The sequence below is a fragment of the Sphingobacterium paludis genome, assembly GCF_004364125.1.
Taxonomy (GTDB): Bacteria; Bacteroidota; Bacteroidia; order Sphingobacteriales; family Sphingobacteriaceae; genus Sphingobacterium; species Sphingobacterium paludis.
This window is the reverse complement of the sequence record NZ_SNZV01000001.1, coordinates 475,409-497,359: the sequence shown is the minus strand read 5'-3', so window position 1 is coordinate 497,359 and position 21,951 is coordinate 475,409. Positions and strand designations below refer to the sequence as shown.

21 protein-coding genes are annotated in these 21,951 nt (G+C 45.1%); 15 read left to right on the top strand and 6 right to left on the bottom strand.

Features of this window, described 5'->3' with window-relative positions; genetic code table 11:
- Positions 1-50: 50 nt before the first annotated feature.
- The 4 genes from B0I21_RS02055 to B0I21_RS02040 all read left to right on the top strand — a co-directional run bounded on the left by B0I21_RS02055 (position 51) and on the right by B0I21_RS02040 (position 3,269).
- Positions 51-1,013 (top strand): KpsF/GutQ family sugar-phosphate isomerase, encoded by a 963-nt coding sequence (locus B0I21_RS02055; protein WP_394346340.1) that lies wholly within the window; start codon positions 51-53, stop codon positions 1,011-1,013.
- A gap of 113 nt (positions 1,014-1,126) precedes the next feature.
- Positions 1,127-1,501 (top strand): DUF1573 domain-containing protein, encoded by a 375-nt coding sequence (locus B0I21_RS02050; RefSeq protein WP_133638668.1) that lies wholly within the window; start codon positions 1,127-1,129, stop codon positions 1,499-1,501.
- 151 nt (positions 1,502-1,652) lie between these two features.
- Entirely contained in the window at positions 1,653-2,855 is a 1,203-nt protein-coding gene (locus tag B0I21_RS02045) for a pyridoxal phosphate-dependent aminotransferase (RefSeq protein WP_133638667.1), read from the top strand.
- 120 nt (positions 2,856-2,975) lie between these two features.
- Positions 2,976-3,269 carry a hypothetical protein gene (locus B0I21_RS02040; RefSeq protein ID WP_037501808.1) on the top strand — a complete coding sequence of 98 codons (294 nt, stop codon included), beginning with the start codon at positions 2,976-2,978 and terminating at the stop codon, positions 3,267-3,269.
- Positions 3,270-3,306: 37 nt separating this feature from the next.
- On the opposite strand, the gene B0I21_RS02035 is transcribed toward B0I21_RS02040, so the two are convergent.
- Both B0I21_RS02035 and guaB read right to left on the bottom strand, forming a co-directional pair.
- The gene (locus B0I21_RS02035; protein ID WP_133638666.1) at positions 3,307-3,423 is read right to left on the bottom strand and encodes a 30S ribosomal protein THX; all 117 of its coding nucleotides are present in this window, start codon (positions 3,421-3,423) and stop codon (positions 3,307-3,309) included.
- A 97-nt stretch (positions 3,424-3,520) separates the two neighbouring features.
- Positions 3,521-4,996 (bottom strand): IMP dehydrogenase, encoded by a 1,476-nt coding sequence (gene guaB, locus B0I21_RS02030; protein ID WP_133638665.1) that lies wholly within the window; start codon positions 4,994-4,996, stop codon positions 3,521-3,523.
- A 199-nt stretch (positions 4,997-5,195) separates the two neighbouring features.
- Between guaB and B0I21_RS02025 the strand changes: the two genes are divergently transcribed.
- From B0I21_RS02025 to gap, 4 genes are all read left to right on the top strand, one after another.
- Positions 5,196-5,711 carry a hypothetical protein gene (locus B0I21_RS02025; protein ID WP_243835916.1) on the top strand — a complete coding sequence of 172 codons (516 nt, stop codon included), beginning with the start codon at positions 5,196-5,198 and terminating at the stop codon, positions 5,709-5,711.
- Between the two features lie 262 nt (positions 5,712-5,973).
- A complete protein-coding gene (gene secDF, locus B0I21_RS02020) occupies positions 5,974-8,976 on the top strand; it encodes a protein translocase subunit SecDF (protein ID WP_133638664.1) in 3,003 nt (1,000 codons plus the stop codon).
- Between the two features lie 217 nt (positions 8,977-9,193).
- Positions 9,194-9,799 carry a peroxiredoxin family protein gene (locus B0I21_RS02015; RefSeq protein WP_133638663.1) on the top strand — a complete coding sequence of 202 codons (606 nt, stop codon included), beginning with the start codon at positions 9,194-9,196 and terminating at the stop codon, positions 9,797-9,799.
- On the top strand, positions 9,799-10,800 hold the full coding sequence (gene gap / locus B0I21_RS02010) for a type I glyceraldehyde-3-phosphate dehydrogenase (RefSeq protein ID WP_208292244.1): 1,002 nt from the start codon (positions 9,799-9,801) through the stop codon (positions 10,798-10,800). The genes B0I21_RS02015 and gap overlap by 1 nt, the downstream gene beginning before the upstream one ends.
- Positions 10,801-10,828: 28 nt before the next feature.
- Here gap and B0I21_RS02005 read toward each other — a convergent pair whose 3' ends face one another.
- Positions 10,829-11,605, bottom strand: coding sequence for a TIGR02757 family protein (locus B0I21_RS02005; protein WP_133638661.1), 777 nt, complete (start codon positions 11,603-11,605; stop codon positions 10,829-10,831).
- Positions 11,605-13,206 carry a Na+/H+ antiporter gene (locus B0I21_RS02000; protein WP_133638660.1) on the bottom strand — a complete coding sequence of 534 codons (1,602 nt, stop codon included), beginning with the start codon at positions 13,204-13,206 and terminating at the stop codon, positions 11,605-11,607. The genes B0I21_RS02005 and B0I21_RS02000 overlap by 1 nt, the downstream gene beginning before the upstream one ends.
- Positions 13,207-13,308: 102 nt before the next feature.
- Here B0I21_RS02000 and rlmF point away from each other — a divergent pair, with 102 nt between their 5' ends.
- Complete coding sequence (gene rlmF, locus B0I21_RS01995) at positions 13,309-14,220, top strand: 23S rRNA (adenine(1618)-N(6))-methyltransferase RlmF (RefSeq protein ID WP_133638659.1); 912 nt, start codon at positions 13,309-13,311, stop codon at positions 14,218-14,220.
- Positions 14,221-14,250: 30 nt separating this feature from the next.
- Here the strand turns inward: rlmF and glmM are convergent, their stop codons facing one another.
- Positions 14,251-15,633 (bottom strand): phosphoglucosamine mutase, encoded by a 1,383-nt coding sequence (gene glmM, locus B0I21_RS01990; protein ID WP_133638658.1) that lies wholly within the window; start codon positions 15,631-15,633, stop codon positions 14,251-14,253.
- A gap of 173 nt (positions 15,634-15,806) precedes the next feature.
- Between glmM and B0I21_RS01985 the strand changes: the two genes are divergently transcribed.
- Positions 15,807-16,406 carry a phosphatase PAP2 family protein gene (locus B0I21_RS01985; protein ID WP_133638657.1) on the top strand — a complete coding sequence of 200 codons (600 nt, stop codon included), beginning with the start codon at positions 15,807-15,809 and terminating at the stop codon, positions 16,404-16,406.
- On the top strand, positions 16,403-17,221 hold the full coding sequence (locus tag B0I21_RS01980; protein ID WP_133638656.1) for a ZIP family metal transporter: 819 nt from the start codon (positions 16,403-16,405) through the stop codon (positions 17,219-17,221). Before B0I21_RS01985 ends, B0I21_RS01980 begins: the two co-directional genes overlap by 4 nt.
- Here B0I21_RS01980 and B0I21_RS01975 read toward each other — a convergent pair.
- Positions 17,218-17,685, bottom strand: coding sequence for a MarR family winged helix-turn-helix transcriptional regulator (locus tag B0I21_RS01975; RefSeq protein ID WP_133638655.1), 468 nt, complete (start codon positions 17,683-17,685; stop codon positions 17,218-17,220). The genes B0I21_RS01980 and B0I21_RS01975 overlap by 4 nt on opposite strands.
- Positions 17,686-17,816: 131 nt before the next feature.
- Here B0I21_RS01975 and B0I21_RS01970 point away from each other — a divergent pair, with 131 nt between their 5' ends.
- From B0I21_RS01970 to B0I21_RS01955, 4 genes are all read left to right on the top strand, one after another.
- Positions 17,817-18,053 (top strand): FeoA family protein, encoded by a 237-nt coding sequence (locus B0I21_RS01970; protein ID WP_133638654.1) that lies wholly within the window; start codon positions 17,817-17,819, stop codon positions 18,051-18,053.
- A 4-nt stretch (positions 18,054-18,057) separates the two neighbouring features.
- Positions 18,058-20,160: a ferrous iron transport protein B gene (gene feoB / locus B0I21_RS01965; RefSeq protein WP_133638653.1), complete on the top strand. Its 2,103-nt coding sequence runs from the start codon at positions 18,058-18,060 to the stop codon at positions 20,158-20,160.
- Positions 20,161-20,166: 6 nt separating this feature from the next.
- Complete coding sequence (locus B0I21_RS20525; protein WP_208292243.1) at positions 20,167-20,322, top strand: FeoB-associated Cys-rich membrane protein; 156 nt, start codon at positions 20,167-20,169, stop codon at positions 20,320-20,322.
- Between the two features lie 159 nt (positions 20,323-20,481).
- On the top strand, positions 20,482-21,906 hold the full coding sequence (locus B0I21_RS01955; protein ID WP_243835915.1) for an amino acid permease: 1,425 nt from the start codon (positions 20,482-20,484) through the stop codon (positions 21,904-21,906).
- The last annotated feature ends 45 nt before the right edge of the window (positions 21,907-21,951 follow it).

The window sequence follows — 21,951 nt, the reverse complement described above, 5'->3', positions numbered from 1 at the left end:
ATAACTTACTTTTGTAGTTTCGTAATATAAAATTAGATATTTTTTCTGTGATACACAACATAGACATCAAAAAGACGGCTGTGGACACGCTTGCCTTAGAGGCCACAGCTATTCAAAAACTAATAGATACGATCGATCAAGACTTCGTTGATGTGACGAATACCATCCTCCATATGCAGGGCAGAGTCATCGTGACCGGCATCGGAAAAAGTGCTATTATAGCGCAAAAAATGGTTGCAACGTTTAATTCAACGGGCACCCCCTCCATCTTTATGCATGCCGCGGATGCCATCCACGGTGATCTTGGAATTATTCAAAAAAACGACTTGATTATTGCCCTCTCCAAAAGTGGCAATACGCCAGAAATTAAAGTGCTGGTTCCCTTCTTAAAGCAAACGGGCAACACCTTGGTAGCCATGGTAGGCAACTTGAATTCGTTCCTTGCACAAAAAGCCGACTACATACTTGACACTTCCGTCGAGCGGGAAGCTTGCCCCAATAACTTAGCGCCAACAACCAGTACCACGGCTCAACTTGCCATGGGCGATGCATTGGCCGTTTGCTTACAAACCTGCAGGCAGTTTTCAGATCGCGACTTTGCTAAATACCACCCCGGCGGCGCACTGGGCAAGCAGCTTTATCTGCGGGTTGCAGACCTTTCTGACCATAACGGAAAGCCCTTCCTCGCCCCTGAGGCAAATATCCGAGAAGTGATTGTCACGATCACAAAATTCAGGCTGGGTGCTACTGCGGTCATCGATCAGGGCAACATCATCGGTATTGTAACGGATGGTGATATTCGGCGCATGTTGGAAAAATACGAGGACTTAACGGGCTTGACAGCGCTGGACATTATGACAAAATCCCCCAAGACAATCAATCGCGAGGAACTTGCTGTCGAAGCACTACAACACATGCGACAAAATAATATATCGCAACTGCTCGTGGTGGAAAACAACACCTACCAGGGAATTGTCCATCTCCAAGATTTATTGAAAGAAGGTATCATTTAGGATGTTATGTAATATTTTTGTTTATTTCCGGCAAAGAATCATAAAAAGCTATGTTAATCACTACTTTTGGCTTGTATTTTGATTAGTTTGGATAGTATTAAAGGAATAAGAAGATGAAGAAGACATTAAGTATATTAGCCGTATTTGTTGCTGTAATCGGATTTACATCGATGACACTTGCTATCGGTGAATTTAGTTTTGAAAAAGAAACCCACGATTACGGAACCATTCCGCAGAATAAGCCGGCATCTTATGATTTTAAATTTACGAATTCTGGTGATGCTCCGATTATTATTGCAGAGGTGAAACCTTCTTGCGGTTGTTCCGTAGCGGAATTTACAAAAACGCCTATTAAACCAGGTGAAGCCGGAACCATTACCGTAACGTATAACGCGGCTGCCAAAGGGCCGTTTACCAAACAGTTCACGGTGAAATCAAACACGAAAACGCCTGTTAAGACTTTAACTGTAAAAGGTTCTGTCGAATAGTATAATAAACACGGTATACCAAAAAGCCATCGCATCCTAGGATCGATGGCTTTTTTATGGCCTCGTTACTAGAAAAGTTTGTGTAGCTAACGTATGCGTTCACCTATTCTTTTTTCTATTTTTGTGTCACACAAACAAAAACAATTTTACCATGCCAAAAATATCGAATAAGGGCATTGACATGCCTGCTTCGCCAATAAGAAAGCTTACGCCCTTTGCCGACCAAGCAAAGAAAGACGGAAAGAAAATCTATCATCTTAACATTGGTCAGCCCGATATTGAAACGCCAGCGGGCATGCTTGATGCGCTGAAAAATATAGATTTCAAGGTTTGGGCCTACACGGCATCTGAAGGCACTGCCTCCTACCGCGCTAAGCTGGCATCCTATTACAACAAATTAAATTACAACATTACGCCGGTTGATATTTTAGTGACCAATGGCGGATCGGAAGCGATTACCATTGCGATGCAAGCCTGCTTAAATCCTGGAGAGGAGATCATCATTCCCGAACCCTTCTACGCCAACTATAATGGCTTTGCTTGCTCGGCCGACATTGTGGTAAAACCGATCATGTCTTATATCGAGACCGGCTTTGCTCTGCCAGCCATCGCAGAATTTGAAAAACTAATTACCAGCAAAACGAAGGCGATAGCAATTTGCAATCCTAATAATCCGACGGGATACCTCTATTCCAGACAGGAACTTGAGGCCTTGCGCGATTTGTGTATCAAACATGATCTTTACCTTTTTTCCGACGAAGCCTATCGTGAGTTTTGCTACGATGGCCGTGAATTTGTATCACCAATGCACTTGGAAGGCTTAGAGGACCATGTCGTGGTATTTGACACCGTGTCCAAGCGTTATTCTGCTTGTGGTGCGCGTATAGGCTGTTTAATAACCAAGAACCGCGAGCTCTATCAAACTGCGCTAAAATTTGCGCAGGCACGCTTAAGTCCGTCCTTGGAGGGGCAAATTGCAGGTGAAGCCGCAGTCGATACGCCTGATGCATATTTTCAATCTGTTTCCAAAGAGTATACGGCCCGTCGAGATGTTTTGGTCAACGGCCTGAATAAAATCGACGGTGTATTTTGCCCAAATCCCGGTGGAGCCTTTTATGTTGTTGCGAAGCTCCCTATTGACAATGCGGATCGCTTTTGCCAATGGATGCTGGAAGAGTTTTCTTATCATGGCGAGACGGTGATGATGGCTCCTGCAACCGGATTTTATAGCACGGAGGGTGCCGGACAAAATGAAGTGCGTTTGGCCTATGTGCTTAAAAACGAAGATCTCCTTGGCGCACTCACTTGTATCGAGGAAGGCTTAAAACAATATCCCGGCCGCACACAGGAATAGCAAACCATGCATTCCTTTGCGCCGTTTAAAAAAAGCGATAGAGGATTTCTTTATCGCTTTTTTTAAAACAATTTCTTTCTTCGTTCGTTTTATTAAGAGTACTAAAACAAATTGAAGACTATGGACAAACTGAAGAAATTTGATCTCATGGAAAAGATCACCAGAGAGCTTGAAGACGTAAGAAATAGCCAACAGGCTGTTTTAGAGAAAATCGGTAAAATTGAAGTCGATAATATAGAACTTGGGGACAAAACTATAGAGTCGAAAATGCCCGACATCTACCAACGTACGGCAGACAATGCTGAAGCGATCAAAACTATTCTCGATTCCTTCCAAGAAAAAACCGAAGAATTTGGAGAAAAGAACAATGTAGATAAACTACGCGAACAGCAAGCTATCAACAATTTGAAATAGCTTTAGCAACAAACAAGACGAAACAAAAAGAAGAAGCTTATGCTTCTTCTTTTTGTTTTTTAGGGGTTACCCGTGGACCGTTCTTTGGTCTTTTTTTCCCAAAAGAACCCATGATTATTTTCCCTTTACGTGTCTTTTTATCACCTTTTCCCATACTATTACTGATTAAAGTTTAAAATTTTATGATTGCTTAACAGCAATGTACCAATAAAATTTAAAACGACCAAGGGTAAATTGACATTTAACAACGCTTAGCCCCTGCTGTTGTAGTTAGGTGCTTCTTTCGTAATAGAGATATTATGAGGGTGTGATTCGCGAAGCCCTGCGCCCGTGATACGGACAAATTGTGCCTCTTTCAGTCGCTCGATGGTCGCGGCACCACAGTAACCCATTGATGCACGTAAACCACCAATATATTGGTAAACCACCTCCGCGAGTGTGCCTTTGTAAGGCACACGACCTACAATGCCCTCCGGAACCAACTTTTTGATATCATCTTCCACATCTTGGAAATAACGATCTTTGGATCCTTTTTCCATGGCCTCCAGCGAGCCCATTCCGCGATACGATTTAAACTTTCGACCTTCGTAAATAATGGTTTCGCCAGGAGCCTCTTCTACACCAGCAAATAACGATCCGGCCATGATGGTATCTGCACCTGCTGCAATAGCCTTGGCAATATCACCCGTTTGTTTAATACCGCCGTCTGCAATAAGCGGAACGCCAGTTCCTTTTAAGGCTTTGGCCACCTCATACACCGCATATAATTGCGGCACACCCACACCAGCAACAATACGTGTTGTACAGATGGAGCCTGGACCAATCCCTACTTTCACAGCGTCGGCACCTGCCTCGGCTAGCGCAGTTGCTGCGGCACCCGTCGCAATATTACCGACAATAACCTGCAGTTCTGGAAATATACGCTTGACCTCTTTCAGCTTATCGACAACACCTTTGGAATGTCCATGTGCAGTATCGATCGTAACCACATCGACGCCAGCCTTAACCAGTGCCGAAACACGCTCAATAGTATCCGCAGTAACACCGACGGCAGCCCCTACGAGTAAACGGCCGTGGCTATCTTTCGCTGCGTTGGGGTAATGTTTATACTTTTGAATATCTTTAAAGGTGATCAATCCTTTCAGATTGCCTTCCGCATCGACCACAGGAAGCTTCTCGATTTTTTCATTTTGCAGAATTTCTTCGGCCTGTATAAGGTCGGTACCTTCTGGTGCCACCACCAGGTTGGTCTTTGTCATGAGCTCGTTAATCGGCTTGGCCATATCTTTTTGAAAGCGCAAGTCGCGATTGGTAACAATACCCACCAGCTTTCTGTTTTCGTTCACCACCGGAATACCCCCAATCTTATGATCTTTCATAATTTTAAAGGCATCACCAACGGTAGACCCTTCCAACAGGGTGACAGGATCCTGAATCATGCCGCTCTCCGAGCGTTTCACACGACGTACTTCTGCCGCTTGCTCGTCGATAGACATATTCTTATGCAACATGCCGATACCCCCTGCTTGCGCAATCGCGATCGCAAGCTCTGCTCCCGTCACCGTATCCATCGCTGCGGATACCAAGGGTATATTGAGCTTTATCTTTCTGGTAAGACGCGTGCTTGTGTTAACGTCTCGTGGCAAAATTTCTGAATAAGCTGGGATAAGCAGAACGTCGTCGTATGTTAAACCTTCCGCTACAAATTTTTGTGGATCTAACTGCATATGGCAAATATCTTTGGGGTTTCTATTTGCAAGGCAAAATTACGAATTTCTACGAAATTATCAAAAAATAATATCCTTTTAGCAAAGCTTGACATTCAGATTAAAATAGATCTAAAAAAACATTTTTTCTGACCACGGCGGTAGTTTGGCAAACTATTTGCAAATACAGCGAAATATCGGGGTCGAAAATCGCCCCCCTATGAAATTATACATACAAACAACCATGAAAAAAGTACTATTATCGTTATCAGCCGCTGCATTGTTGGCTCTTGGCGTAACCGAGGTTAGCGCACAAACACCTTATAAAACAGCCATTGGACTAGCGATCGATGTTGGTGATGGCCCAACATTGGTCGGTCCGCAAATAAAACATTCGTTTGGCGGGGCCAATGCGGGTAATGCACAAGTATTATTTGGAGACGATGTAATTACGTTAGGTGTTGACTACTCGTACAACCAACAAATTTCTGGCACCAACGGCCTAGGCTGGTACGTAGGTGTGGGTCCGCAATTAAGCTTTGTTGACGGTCGCGGTTGGTACGGTGGCGATAACGAAACGTATGTTGCCATCAGACCAGCATTAGGCCTGGAGTATAAAATTCCTACCGCACCGATCGGATTCCACTTTGACTGGAAACCGTGGTGGAATCTTACCCACAACTCTAACTTCGAACCTGCACGTTTTACTTTAGGCTTCAAATTTACGCTTAAATAAAAAAGCAAACATCAAACTGGCTACGCTGGGCAACCCTCAAAAGGTTGCCCAGCGTCGTTTTTCGGACCTGTGAAACCCCCTAACGTATTGGTTTTGTAGGCACCTACACTTAAATTTGATTTTTGTTTGCATATCTCCCCAATAATGTATTCTTTATACAAAATTTTTATACCTTTGCGAATCTTGGCTAAGTATTATTAAGCTAAATCGTAGAGTAAAAAGAGTAATATAAACTATATCAAACAATACAGGATTACAGACAATGCAGAGTAAAGGGCTGATTAAATTTTTGGTAATAGTGGTGTCAATAGCATGCCTCTATTCCTTATCATTCACATTTGTTACACGGAAAGTAGAACGAGATGCTGCTGACTACGCGAAAGGCGATATGGCCAAAGAAAAAGCGTATTTAGACTCCATGGCAGGTGAAGAAGTTTATAATTTGGGACTTGCAAAGTTCACCTACAGAGAGGCTAAAGCACACGAGCTAGCTCTTGGACTAGACCTTAAAGGTGGGATGAACGTGACCATGGAAATTTCCTTGGACGAGCTTATCAAAAACCTAGCAAACAATCCAAAAGATGAAAAATTCAATACAGCATTAGAAACTGCCGTAGAAAAAAGCAAGTCTGTAAACAAAGGCGTTGTCGAGCTTTTTGTAGAAGAATACAAAGCGACGGGCGCAGCAATACCTTTGGCCAGCTTTTTCGCAACTAAAGACAATTCCGCATTAATAAAGGGCAGCAGCTCGGATAATGAGGTACGTAGTTTCTTGAATAGAGAGTCGGAAAACGCTATCCAGAACTCCTACAAAGTTTTACGCACCCGTATTGACAAATTTGGCGTTGCATCGCCAAACATCCAAATTCAGCAAGGAACCAACCGTATCTTAATCGAGCTACCGGGTGTGAATGATGAGGCTCGCGTGCGTAAACTTCTTCAAGGATCCGCAAAATTGGAATTTTTCTCTACGCATGATAACTTTCAGGTGTATCCGCTATTGGAAAATATCAACGGCATTCTTGCTTCAACCATGAAAGCAGCTGCGCCTGCAGCAAAACCCGCTGCAACGGCTGATTCGACGAAAACAGCGGCAGATACGACAGGTAATGACGACAACCTCCTTGCAAATTTAGGTGCGGGAAAGAAAGACAGCACAGATTCATCTGCTGTATCCACAGAATTAGCCGCAAGTAATCCGTTATTTGCGATTTTAAACCCGGCTACCTACACAGGTGAGAATGGTCAACCGAGTTTAATGCCTGGTCCGATGGTGGGCATAGCCAACTTAAAAGACACGGCTCGCGTTAATGCTTATTTGAACAGACCGGAGGTAAAAGCAACCATACCGGGCAACTTAAAATTACTATGGGCCGTTAAGCCTGAACCTAAGTCGCCAAACTTCTTATCCTTGTATGCGATAAAAACCACGGGTGTGGAAAGCGGCGCGGTAATGAGTGGCGATGTGATCACAGACGCTACAGACAACTTCGATCAACAAAACAGACCGGTCGTATCCATGCAAATGAATACGGAAGGTGCTCGTCAATGGCGTAAAGTAACAGCACAAGCTGCGCAGAACAGAGAAGCTATTGCAATCGTATTGGACGGTGTGGTATACTCTGCCCCTTCTGTGAACGAAGAAATTCCAAATGGTAGCTCGCAAATCTCGGGAAGCTTCACCATAGAAGATACCAAAGATTTAGCCAACGTATTGAAAGCAGGTCGTTTGCCAGCTACAGCAAAAATCGTTGAAGAAGCTATCGTGGGCCCGTCCCTTGGCCAGGCAGCTATCGATGCGGGTGTGAACTCTGCGGTAATTGGTATCGTCGTGGTGATGATCTTTATGATCGCGTACTACAACCGCGCTGGTATTGCGGCAAACATCGCTGTATTGTTTAACGTATTTTTCTTGATGGGAATTTTGGCCTCGTTAAATGCGGTGCTTACCTTACCCGGTATAGCGGGTATCGTCCTAACGATGGGTACAGCCGTGGATGCCAACGTACTGATCTACGAGCGTATCCGCGAGGAATTGAGAGGCGGCAAAAGCATTCGCCAAGCTATCGCGGATGGCTATAAGCATGCGATGCCATCTATCTTAGACTCGCAGATTACCACGTTCTTGGTTGGTTTGGTATTATTCTTCTTCGGTAGCGGGCCAATCTTAGGTTTTGCTACAACCTTGATGATCGGTATTATCACCTCGTTGTTCACATCGATCTTCATCTCACGTTTGATCTTTGAATATATGTTGAACAAAGACATGAAGATCTCCGTGTCTTACCCTTGGTCAGCAAAAACGCTTCAAAACGCAAACTTCCAATTTATCAAGAAGCGGAAGGTATTTTATGCAATCTCTGTGGTTGCCGTGCTGATCAGTGTGGCGTCTATCTTCACCAAAGGATTCTCCTTGGGTGTTGACTTCAAAGGCGGACGAACCTATACTGTACGCTACGACCAGCCTGTAAATTTGGAAGAGGTTCGTAAAAACCTAGACGAGACCTTTGCTTCTACTACCGAGGTAAAAACATTTGGTAGCGAGAACCAGGTTCGTGTCACGACTACCTACCATATCGAGGAAACCAGCGACGAAGCAGATAAAGAAGTATTAGCGAAGCTAAACGAAGGCTTAGGTAAGATCGCTGGAAGTAAGCATGAGATCCTGTCTTCGCAGAAGGTAGGTCCAAGTATCGCTACCGATATTAAAGACCGGGCAATTTGGTCTGCTGTATTTTCTATTTTGATTATTGCCGGTTATATTCTCGTACGTTTCCAGAAATGGCAATACTCGGTCGGTGCCGCTGTGGCAACCATACACGATGGCGTTATCTTGTTGGGTCTGTTCTCCATCTTGGATGGTCTTGTACCCTTCTCGTTAGACATCGACCAGCATTTTGTTGCTGCCATACTAACCGTACTGGGTTATTCAGTGAATGATACGGTTGTTGTATTTGACCGTATTCGTGAAGACCTTGCCAAACCGGGGGCGCATAGCAAAAACTTTGGTGAAGTCATTAACCACGCGATCAATACAACATTAAGCCGTACCATCATTACTTCCTTAACGATTATCTTCGTATTGGTCGTGTTGTTTATCTTTGGTGGCGAGGTAATCCGTGGATTCTCTTTCGCTATCTTGATCGGTATCGTAGTAGGTACATATTCTTCGATTATCTTAGCTGCTCCAGCGGTTTATGATTTAGGAAAAGGCAAACACATTACGGATGAAAAAGCACCTGCTGCCAAAGTTATCACGCCGTAGTCTGCTATATGCTTAAACAAACAAAGGCTTCTGATTTCTCAGAAGCCTTTGTTTGTTTACAGACACTGAGACGTCGCTTGTGCAGCTGCGCGTGTCGTTCCGAACGTGGGTGTCCGAAATCATCATGCTGGTTTCATTTTATAGTGATTTCATAACATTTTATACGGCTCCTTGCAGCAAATTTTCCTAGTTTTGGGTATCATAAAAAAAACGAAGAATGAAGTACTTTTTCAGTAGCCTAGCGCTAAGTACCATAGTGTGTATGAGTGCTTGCCAATCGGGCAATGGCGATAAGACACAAGAACAAACGACACAGGAACGTATGCAGGAAAATGAACATCCAGCTACGGCATCTCAAGCCGCCGCGCAACAGGCGCCCGCCCCCCCGATGGCTAAAGAAGCCGCTTCCAGCATTCCAGATTTCAAGTTTTACAAAGTAAAATCGGGTATTGGTTTCTCTAAGGCTGATATTCCGGCAGGCAAAAACACGGCCTTTATCTTGTTTGACCCGAGCTGTGGGCATTGCCAGCACGAAGCGGGGCTACTTGCCAAAAACTACGCCAAGATCAAGGATGTAAACCTGTACTTCATCTCCATGAACGATCCGGCCCTTATGGCTTCCTTCCTCGAAACCTTTGGGAAAGAATTGGTGGATAAGCCGAACGTCGAAGTTTTATATGATCGGAATCAAGAATTTATACAGAAATTTCATGTGCCGCAACAGTTTCCCGCGAACTATGTGTATGGTGCTGACGGGCAATTGAAAAACAGCTGGGACGGCGAAAAGGAAATCGGATACGTACTTGCTGAATTCACAAAATAATGAGGGTAGCCATCAACGGATTCGGACGGATAGGACGTAATACGCTTCGCAATATATACCGACGTTGGCTACAGCATGATATCGAGATTGTAGCCATTAATGATCTGACTGACACGGCTACTTTAGCGCATCTGTTAAAGTATGATTCTGTGCATGGTCCGTTCACCCATGAGGTGGGCGCCGATCAAGATCATATTTTTGTAGACGGTATCGCTATCAACGTCTTTAGCGAGAAAAACCCGGCGCAGTTGCCTTGGAACGCGCTGGGAATAGATGTCGTCGTCGAGTCTACCGGCTTTTTTACCCGTCGCGAGCAGGCTAGCTTGCACCTGCAGGCAGGTGCTCGGCAAACCATCATATCCGCTCCCTCCGCCGACAGGGATGTGCCCACCGTGGTGCTTGGTATAAACGACCAGGACTTCGATTGGCAAACTCCGCTGTTCTCCAATGCTTCCTGCACGACAAACAATGTTGCGCCCCTGGTCAAGATATTGGATGAAAACTGGGGTATAAACGATGGCTATATTACGACAGTACACTCGATGACGGGCGATCAAAATTTGCACGATGCTCCACACCGGGATTTACGGCGTGCCCGAGCGGCCTCCTCCTCGATCATTCCTACGACTACCGGCGCGGCCAAAGCCATAACCAATGTCTTTCCGCATTTGGAAGGCCGGCTTGGGGGTGCGGGCATCCGCGTACCCGTACTCAATGGATCGTTAACCGATTTTACCTGTACGTTGCAGAGACAGACGTCGGTTGAGGAAATCAACCGGAAATTTAAGGAAGCTGCCACGGGCAGCTTGCAAAACATACTGTATTATACCGAAGACCCGATCGTATCGGTAGACATCATCAATAACCCCTATTCCTGTGTTTTTGATGCCCAGTTGACCTCGATCGTTGGTGGCTTGGTGAAAGTGGTCGGTTGGTATGATAATGAATTTGGCTACTCCAATAGAATGGTGGATTTGCTTGTTAAAATTTCGAATCGATAAAAACAGCGCGGGCAATTGTCCGCGCTTGCTATACCTCTCCTTCCACGCCGATACCAAAAAGCGCAAAATCATATTTTACCGGATCCATCGGGTCGAAAGTTTTCAAGCTCGCCGTGAGCTCCAGCGCCGTTTTCCAGTTGATCTTGTCAGCGGTTATCAATCCAAACCGTCGGGCAACACGCTCCACATGGATATCGCAGGGACAGATTAACTCGCTTGCTGGAATGCGCTTCCAAATACCGAAGTCTACCCCGCAATTGTCCTGACGCACCATCCACCGTAAAAACATATTCAGGCGCTTACAGCTCGATTTTTGAAGCGGCGAACTGATATGCTTTTTCGTGCGGATGGGATGATCCGGCAACGAAAAAAAGTAGGCCTTAAATTCATTTAGGCTACGCTCGATATGAAATTGTTCCCCGTACTGGCTACCGATAAGAAAGGCATCTTCCAGTGAGGTGAATTCTTGATAATGCCTATGCAGAAAAGCGACGAAGTATAGTAAATCCGTATCGTTGAAGGTACGGTGCTTGAAACCCAACAAATTCTTTAGATCGTCTTCGCTGTGCCCGCGAATAAATTGCGCCGGTGCGCCATCAAAACGCTCAATCAGTTCTCGGCATTTGTTGATGATGGTTTTGCGCTGTCCCCAGGCTAGTATCGCGGCAAAGAAACCCATGATTTCAATGTCTTGCTGATTGCTGAACAAATGCGGAATACAGATGGGATCATGTTCAATAAACGCCGGCCTATTAAACGCTTTTACCTTAGCATCTAAAAATTCTTTGATATCAAAATCTGCCATTAGCCTTGTATTAAACGAGATTCCTCCAAGTCTAGTTGATGTTCCATTTGTCGGATAACCTCATTGTCAAACGCTTTATCCTTTCTAAAACTTTCTAAGCCTTGTCTACGCACCTGTACCAAATCTAGCGCTACACCCTTATATAATGCCCGGACACCACTTAAGTGGATTTTGGCCTCATCATCAAGCGCATCTTCCGTAGCGCGAATACTGCGTTGGTACTGTTCTTTCACTCGAGCTATGGTTTCATACTTCTTCATTTCTTCGTTATAATTTTCGTCCAAATGGGCAATGGCCTGTTTTGCGAGAGCCAAACGAATTCGTTCAATCTGTACCTTCTCTGGTACTTCCTGATCCACCTCTTCCAAATTCACCCAACGTATAAGCAAGGGCAACGTGAGGCCCTGAAAGACCAATGTGGTAAGGATGACGACAAATGTGATAAACAGAATAAGATTACGATGTGGAAAGGCTGAACCATCGTCCAGCGCTAAGGGTATCGCCAATGCTGATGCCAAAGATACCACACCGCGCATTCCAGCCCAGCCAACCACCAAGGGAAGCTTCCAACCCGGACTTACCTCACGTTGGCGTATGCGCTTGGATAACAAACGCGGAACGAAAGCCGACAAATAGACCATCAACACGCGTAATACGATAACGATGACGCTGATCAGCAGCGCATAGTGTATACTCTCTTCGATGGAATAGTCTTCCAAACCACTCACGATGATGGGAAGCTCTAAGCCGATCAGGATAAAAACAAAGCCATTCAATAAGAAGCCCACGGTTGCCCAAACTTCCTTGGTTTGTATGCGCGTATGGTGGTTCATGTAGTCTTTTGAGCGGTAGGAAAGAAAGAGCCCTCCGCTAACCACAGCCAAGACACCAGACCATTCAAAATGTTCAGCCACAATATACATCATATAGGGAGCGATCAAGGTGATGGGTGTGGTGATGCTCGACGACTTCGCCACATAACGTAAAAAGACGTACAACACATGCCCAATGACCAAGCCGACTATTACGCCCATGACGGCTAAAATCAAAAACTCCGTTGCCGCCTCTTGCAACACAAAGGTGCCCGAAATAATGGCGCCGAGTGCGAAACGGAACACGGTGAGCGAAGCCGCGTCATTGACCAGACTCTCGCCTTCTAAAATGGTGACGCCTCGCTTCGGGATGCTCACACCTTTTAAGACCGATGTCGCGGCCACCGCGTCCGGCGGGGAAATGATGCCACCCAATAAGAAACCGAAGGCCAACGTGAAGGATGGAATAATAGCCACGGAAAAATAGGCGACAGCTAGCGAGGTGACAAACACCAAACCAAAACCCATAACCAGAATAGATCGACGCCATTTCAGAAAGTTATCCCAAGACGTATACCAAGCGGCCTCGAAAAGTAACGGCGGTAGAAAGACCAGAAAGATAATGTTCGGATCCAAACTTATTCGCGGCGTACCGGGTATCAGCGAAATCAACAATCCACCGATAACCAGCAATATGGGATAGGAGATCTTCAGTCGCTGGCTGAGAACAAAAAGCATGGCCATGAAGAAAAACAACACCATAACCAGTAATACATTGGATTCAATCATGGAATAATTAGTAATATGAGTGATCGTATTTAAACAGTAAATATAACCAGTTTCCGCAAAGACAGCAATATTTATGTACCTTTGCAAGCAAACAAGACGTTCATGGCAGGCCAAACACAACAAAAGAGTATGCACCCCCGCAATTTACATGCTGCGGGTTACGATATAAAAAAATTAACAGCAAAAAACCCTGCATTAAAAGCACATGTCATCACGACTGTCGCTGGAAAGGAGTCGATCAATTTTTCATCGCCTGAGGCGGTATTTGAGTTGAATAAATCGTTGCTCATGAAATACTATCAGATTGACCAGTGGTCGATATTGCGAAATAGTCTTTGCCCGCCGATTCCAGGTCGGGTGGATTATGTTCACTATCTGGCCGACTTGCTGGCACAAGACCATGCGGGCGAGATTCCCAAAGGTGCTGGTGTAAAGATTTTGGATATCGGCACCGGATCATCCTGCATTTATCCTATTCTTGGCCAACGTGCTTATCAATGGAGTTTTGTAGCAACCGATATAGAAGCCGGTGCATTGAACCATGCGCAGGCAACACTCAAATCCAATACGGGTTTAAAACGAGATATCGTTTTGCGCTTACAGGAAGATCGAGCGCATATCTTTGACGGTATCATCGAAAAGAATGACCGCTTTGACGGCGTGATGTGTAACCCGCCCTTCTTTAAATCACGGGAAGATAATTGGCAAAAGAGTACCAAGAAATTCAACAACCTGCACAAAGATGCAGAAAAATTACCCGTCCAGAATTTTGGTGGGCACCCCAATGAGTTGTGGTGCGAGGGTGGCGAGAAACAATTTATCCGCAACATGATCTACGAGAGCATGAACTACAAAGATCAGTTGGGTTGGATCACGACGCTCGTGTCGGATAAGGATAACGTAAAGCCCTTAATTGCTATCTTGGAATACCATAAGGTACCCAAGCTCGAGATTATCCCCATGGCACAGGGCAACAAACGCATTCGCATCCTGGCTTGGAAATGGAATGCATAGCATAAAAAAAACCGGCGATGCCGGTTTTTTTTATGCTATGATCGCTTCGATTTCGCGAATTATTCGTTGTGCAATGGCGTCTGCGGCTTCCGGACTTGGGCCCTCCGAATAGATACGGATGATGGGTTCTGTATTTGATTTTCGCAAGTGCACCCATTCCTTTTCGAAATCGATTTTTAGACCGTCGATGTTCGTATACGTTTCGTGCTTGTATTTCTCTTCCATCTTCGCCAACAGATTGTCGATATCCAACGATGGCGTCAACGTAATCTTGTTTTTGGACATATAGTATTGTGGTAGCTCCGCGCGGTATACCGAAGCCTTCTTACCCAATTTCGCTAAATGGCTTAAGAATAATGCTACACCAACGAGCGCGTCGCGACCATAGTGTGAATCCGGATAGATCACGCCACCGTTACCCTCACCACCTATTACCGCGTTAACTTCTTTCATCTTGGTCACCACATTTACCTCACCTACTGCTGCCGCAAAGTATTCACCACCATGCTTTTGTGTCACGTCACGCAAAGCGCGGGTTGAACTTAAATTAGATACCGTATTTCCTTTGGTTTTTTCCAAGATATAGTCTGCAACGGCGACCAGCGTATATTCCTCGCCAAATAGCTCGCCATCTTCCATCATAAATACCAGCCGATCGACATCTGGATCGACGGCAATGCCTATGTCGGCTTTGTTGGCTAATACAGCAGCAGAAAGATCTGTCAAATGCTCTTTTAACGGCTCGGGGTTATGGGGAAAATGGCCATTTGGCTCGCAATGGATCGGATAGATGGTCTGCACGCCAAGAGCTTTCAAAAGTGCGGGTATAAATACGCCTCCCGTACTGTTTACGGCGTCAACCGCTACGCTGAAGTTGGCCGCTCGGATAGCATCCACATCAACTAATGGCAACGCTAAAACCGCGTCAATATGTTTTTGTAAATAACTGTTGTCTTTGATTTCCGTGCCCAAATCACCCACTTCGGCAAAATCAAAATCAAGCTGCTCGCCGAGCGCTAGTACCTCTTTGCCCTCCGCATCATTGATAAATTCACCTTTACTGTTCAATAGTTTCAACGCATTCCACTGTCCCGGGTTATGCGACGCTGTTAAAATGATGCCGCCCGCTGCGCCTTCCATCGGCACGGCGATCTCGACCGTAGGCGTTGTAGAAAGTCCAAGGTTTACCACATCAGCCCCGATGCTTTGCAAAGTGCCCACCACCAGGTTGCTGACCATCTCACCCGAGAGGCGTGCATCGCGCCCAACAACAATTTTCTTATTCCCTGCATTACGCAATAGAATTTTTCCAAAAGCCGCCGTAAACTTGACCACGTCGATCGGCGTTAGTGCTTCCCCCTGTCTTCCGCCTATCGTACCGCGAATACCCGATATAGATTTAATAAGTGTCATATACAATTCTTTAAATCGTAAAAATAGCTTTATATCACAAATTATCATATAAAAGTTTCACATTTGAACGGAAAAGCATACTTTTGTTGCAACATTGTGTCGTTTTGTTAAAACACGACGATGTATATATTTATTATTTACTTTTGGGGGTATTTTAAATAGCAACGGAAAACATGTTGAATCAACTCATTCATTTTGACCAGGAAGTATTTCTGGCCATCAACCAAGGATTAAGCAATCCTTTTTTTGATTGGCTGCTCCCTATTCTACGTAATCCCTATACATGGGCGCCCCTTTATCTATTTTTGATCATTTTCTTTATTAAGCACTATGGCAAGATGGGCATATTGATTGTTGCCTTTACGCTGGCAAATTTCGGCGTTTCGGATGCTATATCGTCTCATCTGATCAAAAAGAATGTAAAGCGCATCCGTCCATGCAACGACATGGTGTTTAAAAACGAGGTCAACATACGCGTTCGTTGTGGCTCGGGCTTCAGCTTTACCTCTTCCCATGCAACGAATCATTTCGCGATGGCATTTTTCTGGATCGCGCTATTTAGACGTCGCTGGAAACATACGCTTTGGCTGGGGATTACTTGGGCTTCACTCATAAGCTTTTCACAGATCTACGTTGGTGTGCACTACCCCGTCGATATCGTCTGTGGAGCGGTTCTGGGCATCTTAATAGGAATAGGTGTAGGATACCTGTTTCGACGATTTTTTCCAGATTTCTTCCAAACAAACCAACTTCCTGAAACAGTAACTACATGAGTTCATTCTTAATTATCAGTGTCCTATTCATTTCCGCTTTTATCAGCGGTCTTGCTGTCTTCTTTGTAAAAAGAGATAACACCAATCTATTGAAACTTGTCCTTTCCTTTAGTGGTGCCTATCTATTCAGCATTACCGTGTTGCATCTTATACCACACGTTTACCTGACCAACACTACACGCCCTGAAATCATCGGTTTATACATCTTGGGAGGCTTCTTGTTTCAGCTTTTACTGGAGCAATTTTCGCAAGGTATTGAGCATGGGCATATCCACCAGCATGACCACAATATTTTCCCATTGGGCATCATGGTGAGTCTTTGTTTACACGCATTTTTAGAGGGTATGCCTTTGGCTGCTGGCCATCAATCTGAACTGGTTTTCGGTATTGCCATTCACCACATCCCTGCCGCTTTTGCCTTGGGAAGTTTGTTATTGAGCACGCGGCTATCGAAAACCAAAATAGGGTTCTTTATTTTACTATTTGCAGCCATGACGCCGCTCGGTTTCCTAACCAGCAAAGGCATTAGCGAAGGGGAGATCGGGAGCATTTCGAAATACTTCGACAAAATTATGGCCATCGTGATCGGTATCTTTCTACACATATCGACCACCATCTTGTTCGAGTCTGGATCGGCAGACCATCATAAATTCAATAGAAAGAAAATGATAGCGGTGATCATCGGCGTTTTAGTATCCTTGGCAAACTTTCTATTTGAGGGTCACGACCATAGTCACGGTGGCGGCCCGGATGGGCATGAACAGCATGACGGTCATGATCATGGTAACCATGATCATGATGATCATACGCACTAGTCTTCCTCGCTTAGATCGCCGCGAAGCGTATCTAACAGCGCACTTAATTTGACCGCATCACGTTCAGAAATATTATCGGGCAAAAGGTCCGTCAGCATCATGTCTTCTTCGATCTCGTCAAGCAGATCCAATCCCTTCTGCGTGATAAAGAGATCGACGGCGCGTTTGTCTTCCTTGTTTTTCGCGCGTGAAGCCAGTCCTTTGGTGACAATCCTATCGACTAAACGCGAGATATCTGGGGTATTGCTGATCATCCGAGATCGTATGACATTGTTCGTGGTCGGTGCGGGATATTGACCGCGAAGTATACGTAAGGCATTAAATTGCTGCAGGGTAATCATTCGCTTCGCCGCACGTTTTTCTAATATCAGTGTGAGCCAGCTGGCTGTGAACAAAATATTAACAGTAGCGCGTTGCCAATCATTAGTGAATTTTTTCACTTTAAGCTCTTTCTCGATCTTCATTGATGTAAGTTAGTAATACAAAAGTGTGACAACTTAAATTCCCTAGAATCAATCTAAATAGTTATCTTTGGTCGCACAGCGAAATATTTTCGAAAACGAATATAAATTATATTATTATTTTAACATAGAAAATGCAAAAAAGTTTCAGTCTAGACGGTTTAAATGTGGGGGATGTGGCGAAGATAAGTGATTTAAATTCCATGGAGTTACCTTCGAAATTTTTCGAGATGGGTTTACTTCCCGGCTGTATGGTAGAAGTTATGCATAAAGCACCTTTCAATGGCCCTATCGGCCTACACCTTCTCAGCACGAATAATTTAATTGCTATCCGTAAATCTGAAGCCGTACACATCTTCGTTGAAAAATAATCTTATGAAAAAAACGATCATTGCCCTTTTGGGAAACCCAAATGTGGGAAAGACCTCTTTATTCAACCGCATCACCAAATTAAACCAGCACGTCGGCAATTATCCCGGTATCACCGTCGAAAAACGGGAAGGTACCGTAAAAGCAAACGGAAAAACCTATACCGTTATCGATTTGCCAGGAACATACACGCTATTCCCAACCTCATTGGACGAGGAAATTGTCTTCAATTCACTTGCTGACAAGCAAAACCCATCGTACCCCGATCTTGTTGTCGTGGTTGCTGAACCCAATAATATTAAGCGTTCCATCGTGCTGTATCAGCAGGCACGTGAAATCGGCGTTCCGGCCATCTTTGTTATCAACATGATTGACGAGGTTAAAAGCAAAGGTCTGGAAATTGATTATCCACAATTGGAAGCCTATCTGGGTACGAAAGTGCTCACCACAGATGCGCGAAATGGCAAAGGTATACAAACGCTTATTCAATCTTTTGACGAACGCCCGGGACACTATTTCAGCCGCTTCGAAACGGAGGCCACCTACAGCGAGGCGCTTGCGGAGACAAAAAAGCTATTTCCATTACAGACAGAATACCAAAGCTGGCAATTTTTAGCGCAAGATCATATATCGTTTGTTTCGCACGAACAACGGCAGCGCCTTATTGAAATACGGAAGAAATATAACATGACCGGCGCCGAGCTACAAAAATCGGAGTCTATCAAGCGCAATGCCGCCGTCGCTGCTGATCTCGAAAGCATTGTATTTGCAAAAGAAAATAAGCATGTGAGCAGCACCAATAAGATCGACAAAGCGTTGCTTCATCCGTTTTGGGGCTACGTGATATTTTTTGCCCTGCTTTTTCTGATTTTTCAGCTGGTGTTTACCCTATCGGCTCCTATCATGGACTGGATAGACGAAAACTTTGCGGCTTTCGTGGATTTCACGGCATCGGCCTTGCCGGCCGGCCCAATCTCCGACCTCATCACACAGGGCATCTTAGCGGGTATCGGTGGAATTGTTATTTTCGTTCCCCAAATTGCCATTCTTTTCCTATTGGTCTCCTTCATGGAAGAAACAGGTTATATGAGCCGGGTCGTCTTTCTGATGGATAGGTGGTTACGCCCGTATGGCTTGAACGGAAAATCGGTGATCCCGCTCATGTCAGGCGTGGGCTGTGCCGTTCCGGCAATTATGGCGGCCAGAAATATTGAGAATAGCAAGGAGCGACTGATCACGATGTTGGTGACACCTTTTATGACCTGCGCGGCTCGACTTCCCATCTATGTGGTGCTTATTGCGCTGGTGATTCCCAACGACACCTTTTTAGGCTTTGGTCTTCAGGGCTTGGTGCTGAACTTATTGTATATTTTAGGGGTTGTAGCAGCGCTGGTTTCCGCTTGGGTACTTAGTAAAATTGTGAAGACCACCCACAAATCCTTCCTGATATTTGAACTCCCCTCTTACAAAACTCCGGATTGGCGAAACGTAGGCACCAATGTGTGGGATAAAACATCGGGCTTCGTGTTTGGCGCGGGAAAGATTATTTTGGCCATGGCGGTTATCCTTTGGGTACTTGGTAGTTTCGGTCCCGGCGATCGGTTTAGCGAAGCGGAACGATACGTTACGGAGGCAAATCCCGGCGTTGCAGAAGAGGAGCTTGGGGAAGAAATAGCATCGTTCAAACTAGAACACTCCTTTCTGGGTTATCTAGGTATGGGTATCGAGCCGATCGTGGCACCTTTGGGCTATGACTGGAAGATGGGCATAGGCTTGATATCGTCCTTCGCCGCACGCGAGGTGTTTGTCGGTACAATGGCCACCGTATATAGTCTGGGCGAAGATGTGGATATTGAAGATGATCAGCAGAAGGAAACGCTGCTGGGTAAAATGAAATCAGAGATCAATAGAAACACGGGGCAGCCCGCATATAATCTCGCGTCTGGCGTCTCTTTATTGCTGTTTTATGCGTTTGCCATGCAGTGTATGAGTACGATCGCCATTATGAAACGGGAGACCGGTTCTTGGAAATGGACCGTCATACAAACGTTGATGATGACAGGCGTGGCCTACCTCATTGCGTTTGTAGTATATCAACTCATGAAGTAGAACAATATGGATTTGATCATTCAGTACATTATTATAGCCGTTGTCTTTGTCGTAGCGTTGGTTTATATTGCGAAACGCTTTATGCCTGCGAAGAAGAATAAGGGTGGATGCGCAAAAGGCTGCGGCTGTGCCGTAAATGACTCTAGCGCACCGCGCAGTTAATGGGTTAGTCTGATTCTTTTATTATATTTACGGCATGAATAGCTTAGTGGGCTCTACTTTCGACGCTGAGATGCGCGGACTAAAGGAGGGATAATACGATTATTAATCATAACATACAATACAACCCATCCCTATTCATACACTACACGAATATAGATCTTGGAAACGAATTCAACAGACAACAAAAAATTAAAGCGGGGCCTCAGCAATAGACATATACAACTGATTGCGCTGGGCGGTGCCATAGGAACCGGCCTCTTTCTCGGCATTGGACAGGCAGCTGTGCTTGCCGGACCCTCTGTAATCCTCGGCTATGCGATAGCAGGAATCATCGCCTTCTTTATCATGCGCCAACTGGGCGAAATGGTGGTGCAGGAGCCCGTTTCGGGAAGTTTCAGTTTCTTTGCGAACAAATATTGGGGATCCTTTGCCGGCTACGCCTCTGGATGGAACTATTGGGTGCTCTATTTGCTGGTCAGCATGGCCGAACTAACGGCCATTGGCCATTACGTACAATTTTGGTGGCCCGAGGTTCCACTTTGGGCTTCCAGTCTATTCTTCTTTTTCGCGATAAATGCGTTGAACTTAGCCTCTGTGAAAGTGTATGGAGAAACGGAGTTTTGGTTTTCCATCATTAAAGTAGTGGCCATCATTGCCATGATTATCTTCGGTGCTTATCTCCTTATCAGCGGCAACGCGGGCGAGCAAGCCACTGTTAGTAATTTAACAAACGACGGCGGTTTTTTTCCGAAAGGTTGGCTTACAACGGCAGAAAACGGGTCCTACCAAGGGCTGCTAGCCGCGCTGGTCATGATCATGTTTTCCTTTGGTGGCTTGGAACTAGTAGGTATCACGGCTGCTGAAGCTGAAAATCCGGAAAAGAACATTCCCAAGGCCACAAACCAGGTGCTATGGCGGATATTAATTTTTTACATCGGTTCTTTGGTTATCTTATTTTCGCTGATGCCTTGGCGCCATATCACGTCGGAAACCAGCCCCTTCGTCGAAGTATTTGCGAGCCTGAAAGGCATGCAGTTTGAGCTTTTCGGATCGACTTATTTCTTCACCAACATCATTGCAAATGCGCTGAATCTAATCGTACTGACTGCAGCCCTATCGGTTTACAACAGTTGTGTCTATAGCAATTCGCGCATGCTCTTTGGGCTTGCCGAGCAGGGCAATGCGCCCAAATTTCTCACCAAGCTAAACAGCAACCACTCGCCTATTAATGCGATATTGGTTTCGGCAGGCCTCGTGGCCATATGCATTGTGATCAATAAAATCATGCCCGAGAAAGCGTTGGAGGTATTGATGAGCTTGGTGGTTTCCTCCCTGGTGATCAACTGGATCATGATCTCGCTTACCCATATTTTCTTTAAAAACAAATTGAGCGAAAGAAAGGAACGCTCGTTGTTTCCTACGCTGCTCTACCCCATCACAAACTATATCTGTTTGCTTTTTCTTTCCGGTGTACTCGTTATGATGTGGTTTACGGGCTTGAAAATCTCCGTGGAGCTTATACCTATCTGGCTGGTTCTGCTTTACATCAGTTACCTGTTGGTGCAGCGAAACAGAAGAGCGTAGTGTGAGTTAGACTTTAGTAGATAGTACTTAGTACTTAGATTGTAG